The 8,433-nt window shown below is 69.4% G+C and carries 6 protein-coding genes and 1 pseudogene; 4 read left to right on the top strand and 3 right to left on the bottom strand.

Annotation, left to right across the window (positions count from 1 at the left end; translation table 11 throughout):
- Window positions 1-1,531: 1,531 nt before the first annotated feature.
- Window positions 1,532-1,924 (bottom strand): hypothetical protein, encoded by a 393-nt coding sequence (locus tag ABZ656_RS53960; RefSeq protein ID WP_129592339.1) that lies wholly within the window; start codon window positions 1,922-1,924, stop codon window positions 1,532-1,534.
- A 253-nt stretch (window positions 1,925-2,177) separates the two neighbouring features.
- Between ABZ656_RS53960 and ABZ656_RS53955 the strand changes: the two genes are divergently transcribed.
- From ABZ656_RS53955 to ABZ656_RS53940, 4 genes are all read left to right on the top strand, one after another.
- Window positions 2,178-2,474, top strand: coding sequence for a metal-sensing transcriptional repressor (locus ABZ656_RS53955; protein WP_101406420.1), 297 nt, complete (start codon window positions 2,178-2,180; stop codon window positions 2,472-2,474).
- Window positions 2,471-2,932, top strand: coding sequence for a hypothetical protein (locus tag ABZ656_RS53950; RefSeq protein ID WP_360279499.1), 462 nt, complete (start codon window positions 2,471-2,473; stop codon window positions 2,930-2,932). The genes ABZ656_RS53955 and ABZ656_RS53950 overlap by 4 nt, the downstream gene beginning before the upstream one ends.
- Window positions 2,933-3,026: 94 nt before the next feature.
- A complete protein-coding gene (locus ABZ656_RS53945; protein ID WP_101406418.1) occupies window positions 3,027-4,634 on the top strand; it encodes a multicopper oxidase family protein in 1,608 nt (535 codons plus the stop codon).
- A 1,622-nt stretch (window positions 4,635-6,256) separates the two neighbouring features.
- On the top strand, window positions 6,257-6,595 hold the full coding sequence (locus tag ABZ656_RS53940) for a MerR family transcriptional regulator (RefSeq protein WP_101406417.1): 339 nt from the start codon (window positions 6,257-6,259) through the stop codon (window positions 6,593-6,595).
- A 386-nt stretch (window positions 6,596-6,981) separates the two neighbouring features.
- Here ABZ656_RS53940 and ABZ656_RS53935 read toward each other — a convergent pair whose 3' ends face one another.
- Complete coding sequence (locus ABZ656_RS53935) at window positions 6,982-8,130, bottom strand: MFS transporter (RefSeq protein WP_101408295.1); 1,149 nt, start codon at window positions 8,128-8,130, stop codon at window positions 6,982-6,984.
- Between the two features lie 98 nt (window positions 8,131-8,228).
- Window positions 8,229-8,433, bottom strand: a pseudogene (locus ABZ656_RS53930) (M56 family peptidase); the annotation flags it as partial.

Here is an 8,433-nt window from a genome sequence, read left to right as displayed (position 1 = left end):
TGGCGTCCCGTTTGAACTCCTCGGTGTACCGCTTCATGTACTTGCTTCCCACCTGGTGCTACTTCCTCTGGAACCTCAGGTCCCAGTCTCCAGGTGTCCAGGAACAAGGGGAAGCTTCAACCTGGTCGTCACCCTCGCCCTCCAACTCCGCCGCCGCAGCCAGGCTGCCCGCGGCCTGACCCTGACCCCTGACCCTGCGCTTCGCAGGAGGCAGCACGTGGGAGAAGACCCGCCGGCTCCCGGAGGCCTCCGCACACGACGACGACCTGCGCACGCCGGCCTACCGGCTGATCGATGCGGCAGGACTTCAGCGCGGCCGCCTCACCGGGATCACGCTGAAAGGCGAGGACCTGGTCGGCGCCGAGCAGGCGGCCGAGCAGATCAGCTTCGACGGTGCGCGCGAGGCCCGGCTGGTCGCCGAAGAGGTCAGCGACCGCATCCGCGCCAAGTTCGGGCCCGGTGCGATCCGCCCCGACACCACGCTCCTGCGCGTCTCCTGACCCGTCCGACCCCGCCGTGGAGGCGAGACCAGTGCTGCTCCAACCGCCAGGGTTTCCAGGCCTGTTGCCCCACACCTTGCCGAACTGGCCGTACGCCACGGCGGTGGACCAGGCGCTGGTCGACCGCGGTGTCCCGCCGGGCACCGTCCGCGTCGAGCCCGACCGACACCCACGTCAGCCACTCGCGCACGACGTCGGCCTCGGTGGTCGACAGGCATAGCGCCCACGGCGCCGACAGCCGGCGGGCGGCGAACACGAACTCCAGCGCGGCCCTGCGCCGCCGGTACGGCCACCCGGTCGTGTCCGTCCCGGACAGCCGCAGCAGATCGAACGCGGAAGCGCGCAGGTTCGCAGAATCGGAGACGGGCACGAGCGCGAACCTGCTCGTCTGTCCCTCATTCAATAGTTATACCGGGCGAGTTTGGGCAGGGCTGTTTGAGCTCAATGCGCGGGTAAGACCTGCTGATCGATGCTGCTGCAGCTTGGGCTGGCGGCGGGCACGACCGCGCGGTGGAAGAGTGCGGGCGGCGGCCAGCGCGAGGCCAGCGAGCCATGCGAGCGCGATGAGTAGCGGGCCGGTCTCGTCGAAGGTGGGGGTGAGGGCTGCGTCAATTAGGACTCGGCCGATGCCGTACCCGGGAGAGCCTGGGCCCAGTCGGGTGGGGCCGGGCGGAGCATGGCGCTCTGTTGGATGCCGCTCCGAAGAGGGGGCTGAGCAGGACGCCGATGAGGGCGTAGGCCAGAGCGATGAGGATGCTGGTGGCGATGTAGCGGGGCCAGTTAGGGGTATCGCGTATTCAACTGTAGCCAGTTCCCCGAGGGGCCCAGCCCGCTGGTGGCCGTGCGTGGCCCCCGGGGGCGCATCGATTCCAGGTTCCGCATCAGGGCCGTCACCCAGAAGGCGGACCACGCAACCCCGGTTTGTCCTGGCGCAGGCACATGCCGAGTGACTTGGGAAAACAGCTCGATCGGGGCCATGGGTGAGCTGCATTCGGGTGATCGGAGCGGATCAGTGCGCGTCGCGATGCACGTCAGTACGACGCTTTGATCTCTATATGCCGGATCCCCCTAACGCGGTCACCGAGGCCGTGACCGGCTGAGGAGAACACCATGCGCCCTCGTCGCATAGCCGTCGCTGCCCTCGCCGCCGCCACGATCTCCCTGACCGTTCTCGCCGCGCCGGCGGACGCGAAGCCGGCCCCGACGGGCGCATCCAGCGTGTCACCGAGCTGCACCATGCAGCGGTCCTCCGCCACCACGATGTCGATGACTTGCACCATGACGATGCCGCCCGGCATGACGATGCCGTCCCACATGCCGTCCCACATGTCGATGACTTGCACCATGACGATGCCGCCCGGCATGACGATGACTTGCCCCATGACGATGCCGTCCGGCATGGCGACGATGCAGGTTTCGTCCACCCCTCATCCGATGGTCAGTGGGGCCCTCAGGACCGGCGCAGGTGGCAGCGTCAGGAGCTTGGAGCCCATGGAGATCGCGGCCGGTGCCCTATTGGTGGCCCTCGCGGGCAGCGGCAGTGCGTTCGTGATGATGCGCCGCCGCGGTAATCGGAAGGTCTGACTGTATCGAGTGATCACAGGGAGCGTGGCGGACCGACACCCCGCAGCCTCGCCAGCGGTACGACCTCGGGTGTTCCTTGGCGAGTGAGGGCTTGTGTCACCGTGTATCGACGTCCTCACCCAGTTCACCGCCGCCAGCCGCGCCGTGCAGGAAGTCGCCCCCGGATTCCTCGACGACCACGTGCGTGGTTGCGTTCACCAACGCGGCGCACCGACCCGGCCCACGCCGAAGCGAAGTTCGCAGAAATGGCCGACACCTTGCGCCGCGCACTGCGTCTGTAGCCACCGCTGCGGTGTCTCTCACCGTCGCCGCTCCAGTCGCCCCCTTACCCCCACCGGGTATGCTGACAGCGAGGAGTCGTTTCACATCGAGCACGGACGGAAGTCATGACGACAGCCGACCATCGGTCAAGCGGCGTTCGCGGCGCCGCGCGCCGGTGGACACGCGGTGCCGTCATCGCGCTGATGGCGACGCTGGCTGTTCTCGTCCACCACGAAACAGCCGCGGCCATCGCCCATGTGCCGCCCCCGGGGAACACGGAAACGATCAGCATCGCGGGCATGCACCACGAGGCCCTCCTGGCAATGCCCATACACATGAGCGGGCACGCCATGGCCCCTGGCGTCACAGCCCCTGCCGCGTCCGACGAGTCCGGAACGTGCTCCGGCACGGTGATGCAGCACTGCTCCGCCGCCAGCGTCGACACCATGAAGCTCGCGCCTCCCCACCAGTCCTCCACCGGCTGCGCTCCGTGCCTGGGTTCCGAAACAGCCGTCGGCCGGGACGTCCCGGGAACCACGGGCCGGGCACCGCCCGACCTTTCCGCCCTCTCTCGATTGCTGCTGTAGGCCGCGCCCACGGCTGCGCGCGTTCACGCGTGCCCTCAGCCGTGCCCGCACGCGACCGAACAGAAGCGATATCGAGACAAGGACACCCCCCCCTGTGAACAGCATTAGCCGCCGCCCTGTCCTGCTGGCCGGGCTCAGCGTCGCGGGCGCGGGCGCGCTCGCCGCCTGCAGCGGCTCTGGAAGCACGCCTGCCCTGATCAGCCCCTCCGGGTCAGCCGTCGCAGCTGCCGACAAGAAGCGCACCAAGAGCGGTAAGACCCACCAACTGACCCTGACCTCAGCACAGGCCATGGTCGACCTGGGCGCCGGCATCACGGCCAGGACCTGGGCCTTCAGCGGCCAGGTGCCGGGCAAGGAACTGCGCGTCTCGGCCGGGGACGCGCTGGCCGCCACGCTGTCCAACCAGCTGCCGAACCAGACCACCACCTCCCTCCACTGGCACGGCATCGCCCTGCGCAACGACATGGACGGCGCTCCGCCGGCCACCCAGGCCGCCGTCCGGGCAGGACGCAACTTCACCTACCGGTTCACCGCGGACGCCCCCGGCACCTACTTCTTCCACCCGCACATCGGTGTCCAGCTCGACCGGGGCTTGTACGCGCCGTTGATCGTGGAGGACCCGAGGGAGCCGCTGTCATACGACGAGGAGTGGGTGGTCGTCCTCGACGACTGGCTCGACGGCGTCACCGGTACCCCGGACGACGTCTTCGCCGAGCTGAGGCAGGGCATGGGCGGGATGCACATGGGGGAAGGCTCATCCAGCTCCTCCGGCCACGACATGGGCGGCATGGACATGAGCGGCAGCGGCATGGACGGCACGAGCAACTCCCCCTCCGCCTCGCCCTCCGGCGGAGGCATGGGCATGGGGTTCATGCTGATGGGCGCCCAGAGCGCACTGCTCGGGGGCGATGCCGGGGACGTGAAGTATCCCTACCACCTGATCAACGGCCGCGTTCCAGCCGACCCGCAGGTCTTCCGCAGCAAGCCCGGCAAGCGGGTCCGGCTGCGCCTGATCAATGCCGGCGCCGACACCGCCTACCGTGTCGCTCTCGGCGGCCACAAGTTCACCATCACCCACACCGATGGCTTCCCCGTCCGGCACCAGCAGGCCGATGCCTTGTTGCTCGGCATGGGCGAACGCTACGACGTCCTGGTCACCTTGGACGACGGCGTCTTCCCCCTTGTGGCGTTGGCCGAGGGAAAGAACGCCATCGGAATGGCCGTCATCCGCACCGGCTCCGGCAGCCTTCCCAAGGCGACCGTCCGTCCGACGGAACTGGATGGCAGGCTCATGGCCGCTTCGCAGCTGCACGCGGCGGAGGACGTCCGGCTGACGTCGAAGAAGGTCGACCGGGTCCACCGCATCGAGCTGACCGGCGGCATGATGACGTACAACTGGGCCATCAATGGCAAGCGGTTCGACATGAACAACCCGACCGCGCACCCGATCACCGTGGAACAGGGCCAGCGGGTCCGGCTCGACTTCGTCAACACCACAACCATGTGGCACCCGATGCACCTGCATGGCCATACCTACCAGCTCGGCAGCGGCGGACCGCGCAAGGACACCACCATCGTGCTGCCGAGGAAGACGGTGTCGGTGTTCTTCGACGCCGACAACCCGGGGCAGTGGATGTTGCACTGCCACAACGCCTACCACGGCGAGGCGGGGATGATGGCGCTGGTTGTCTACCAAGCCTGAGCCCCTGCACGCAGCTCTGGTGGCAGATCAAGCCCCCGCGAACGGAGTCTCCGTAGGGGGCCGGTGCGGGCATCGGCCCCGTCTCCCGTCGCGAGAGCAATCGGCGGTGCGCCCGTATGGGGTCACGTCGCAACCACACGCAGCACGGGCACCAAACAGGGACACGCACAGCGGCACCAGACTGAGGGCGGCCCTCCACCCGCGGGTGGAGGGCTCATTTCGGCCCCTGGGCCGATTCGCGCGATACCGCACCCGTGCTGGAGTAACTCCTGTGACTGCCACCTTGCTGCGTGTCCTGCCCAGCCCGGACGGCAAACCGGTTCCATCGCCCGGCACTGCCGAGGCTTTCCGGGCCTTCGTCCGTGACCTGGCTGCCGGCCGACGGCCGTGGACCGCCGAAGCGGCTCAATTCATCACCGCTCAGTTCGACCAGCTCGCCGCCGGATGGGATGCCACCCGCGTCACCGGCCGCGACGACCCCGTACGCGACGCCCTCGCTCGCGGCGGATCGATGCCCCAAGGCCCGTGTCTCGAACTCGGCTCGGGCACCGGCCTCTTCACCCCCATACTGACGGCCCTCTGGCGAGGTGGACATGGACGAGGAACTTCGCACGGCCCGTCCAGCCGAACGTCGCGACGCCACCCCGTACTACCTGGCACAGGCCGTCTGTGGGGCGGATCCATACACGAGACGACCGGCAGCAACCTCCGGCCATCAGAAATGCCCGGTCCCCTCTGCGAGGTGCTTATGCCCCAGCCCCAGCCCCAGCCCCAGCCCCAGCCCGTAACCGGGCCGTGACGGCCTTGCTCCTGCCCGCGTCGGTGTTCGAGGTCGATTACCTCACCGTCGAACACGCGGAAATCTATGTTGGCTGGAGTAGACATTGGGAGATCGCGTGGTTATGGTTTCTCTCGTAGCCGAGATCGAGCAGGGCCCGGCAGACATGAACTGCCGGGCAGCAGTACGCAGTTGCAGTGCGCAGGACGGTGCGGTGGTGGAGTTTTCGAAGCCAGGGTTGTTGCAGGACGGCGACGGGGCTGACGACCGGACCGGGTGGCCCGCAGTGATCAGGGGCCGCCGTGAGCAGGACCGCAGTAAACGCAGTGGCAGTACCCGTAAGTGCAGTTCGCAGTACCAGCAGTGCGGTTGTCAGCGGTTCCTCGGTAAAGGCGTCGGCTGCGGGCGCGCGTGCCGGGAAGTTCGGCAGTGGGGTTCCAAGCCAGAGCAGACGCAGGACGGGCGACGGGGCTGGCTGCCGGAGAGTGGCGCTGTCACAGGCCACGGAGCAGTTCGCATCACCAGCAGTGCGCAGTAGAGCAGTACCAGCAGTACGCAGTCCCCCGCTTGGTAAGCAGCTGATCACCGAGGGAAGAACGGAGGAGCCGAGCGCCGTCAGGATCGCCCGGGCGGAAGTCCTGAGCCCGGGTACCGCAGGACATCGATAGTGAGGTGGTCTCCGGTCGAGCAACCGCGATCCCCGCACCCGCTTTCATCCCCCGTGAGCTGGTGCGGAAAGAGAGGGCCGGTGCAGTATCAGGGCCGGCAGATGGTGTAGCAGTTCCTTCGGGGCCCTGGTGCCAATGGCGCCAGGGCCCCTCCAGGCGTTTCCCAGAGAGGTGCAATGACAGCAGACGACTCGTTCGGCCGTCTCGATGACGACGACTACCCCGCCTACACGATGGGCCGGGCCGCCGAGCTGCTCGGCACCACGCAGGGCTTCCTCCGCGCCATCGGCGAAGCCCGCCTGATCACCCCGCTCCGCTCCGCAGGCGGACATCGCCGCTACTCCCGCTACCAGCTGCGCATCGCCGCCCGCGCCCGGGAGCTGGTCGACCACGGGACCCCCATCGAGGCCGCCTGCCGCATCGTCATCCTCGAAGACCAGCTCGAAGAAGCTCAGCGCATCAATGCCGAATACCGCCGCGCCGCCGAATCGGCGAATCCATCGTCCGCGGCCTGAGACGGCCGGGACCTGCGACTCCCTCAGGAGCTTCGCGGCTGCCGCCCACGCAGGCTGCCCGGGACGCAAAGCGTTCCGGGCAACTTCGTCGTCTACGGCCCTGGGGCCGAGAGCGACCTACGCGGAGGGTGCGGTGGGCGGCCCGCCTGATGCCGTACGGCCACGACACCCTCACCTACGGCTGCTCGCACCCCGGGCCGAGCCGCCGCCCGGTGGCAACCGCGGGCGAGACGAAGGTCCTCACCAGTGATGTAGAAGGCCCCGGCTGGGCGGATCCGTCCAGCCGGGTTTTTCCAGCGGACGCAGTGTGGCCGTTGCTTCGCGCTGACGTAGGAACTGCTTTCCCACGCACGTCCAACGCGAAGCGGGTGGGAGGACGACAAGTCCTACGGCTGGGGCCCGTGAACGCCGGGCTCGTCGCCGACCTGGCTGGCGAGAACTGCGGCAACGGTCAGGACGGCGAGGGCGGCGAAACCCGCGGTGAGGGTGGTGGCCGCGGCCACGGCGGCGACGAGGAGAGGGCCGCCGGCGTCGCCGAGTTCGCGGCCGAGTTCGGCGGCACCCATGGTCTGGCCGAGCCGTTCGGCCGGGCTGGCTTGGGCTAGGGCGGCGAAGCCGAGCGGGGTGATCATGCCGGTGCCGGCCCCGATCAGGATCGCGGCGAGAAGGAGACCGGCCAGGCCGGGCAGCATCGCCGCGGCGAGTCCGGCGGAGGTGATCGCAAGCCCGGTGCTGATTCCTGTCGCGGTGGTGATGCGCCCGTGGTCGAGGGCGGCTCCGGCCCGGGGCTGGATGAGGGCCGCGCAGGCCGCGAGCAGGGAGACGGCCGCTCCGGTGGCGACCGGCCCGAGATGGGCGGCGGCTCCGGCGACCGGCAGGAAGCCCACACCGACCGACAGTGCTGCGGTGGCCATTGCCAGTGCGGCGGTCGGGCGCAGGAAACTGCCCTGGCCCAGCCGCTTGGCGAGGTCGAGCACCGTCTGGCGGGCCTTGGGCAGCGGCGGCACGGCAGGCACGGCGAGGACCGCCCAGGCGGCGACGGCGGCGGCGATCGCGGTCATGGCGGTGAACAGCAGTGGCAGTCCGCCACCGGCCACCAGTGCGCCACCGAGCAGGGGGCCAGCGGTGTAGCCGATGCTCTTGTAAAAGCCGTAGGAGCCGAATGCCCGGCCGTGCTTGGCGGCGGGGTTGAGGCGGGCGACCAGGGCGGAAGCGGCCGGGGAGAAGGCGGAAGCTGCCGCGCCCTGGCCAAGGCGGGCCGCCCACAGCAGTGAGGTGTTGTCGGCGAAGGCGAACAGGGCGGAGGCCGCGGCGAACGCGAGCAGTCCGCCGAGCAGTACCGGGCGTGGGCCGACCTTGTCGGCCAGGGTGCCGAAGACGGGTTTGAGGAGGACTTCGGCGCCGTCGTACAGGGCGAGCAGGCCGCCCAGGACCAGCAGCGACTGGTGGTGGCCGGTGGTGAAACGGCCCAGGTTCGCCGCGACGCTGTGGGCGCCGAACGCGGTGGTGAAGCCGGCCGCGTACAGCGGCCACAGCCGGGCACGCTCCGACCGTTGTTCGGGGTGTGGGGCGCTGGTCGGCACCGGCGGGTCCTTCCTGGTCGTCTCGCGCATCGGGCGGCTTGGGGTTGCGGTCAGCCGGCGCCGGCGAGTTTGAGGACGACGTGCAGGTCGTGGGCGGCGGCGAAGGCGCACAGGGCGCTCGCGCCGACCACGGTGGCGGCTGCGGCCAGGGGCAGGATCGGGTAGTTCAGTGGCGGGGAGTAGGTGCGCGGGGCGGCGAGCAGGGCGGCGACGCGGCGTGGCACGGGGCCGGCGCCGCGCAGTGCGGAACGGCGG

This window comes from Streptomyces sp. NPDC007095, from assembly GCF_040634475.1.
GTDB lineage: Bacteria > Actinomycetota > Actinomycetes > Streptomycetales > Streptomycetaceae > Streptomyces.
Note: the sequence above shows the minus strand (reverse complement) of the source record. Positions and strands in the feature narration are given on the sequence as shown.

Excerpts from the sequence above, each read along its gene's own strand:
- ABZ656_RS53940 (WP_101406417.1), top strand. The coding sequence starts at position 6,257 with ATGACAGCAGACGACTCGTTCGGCCGTCTCGATGACGACGACTACCCC.
- ABZ656_RS53950 (WP_360279499.1), top strand. The coding sequence starts at position 2,471 with ATGACGACAGCCGACCATCGGTCAAGCGGCGTTCGCGGCGCCGCGCGC.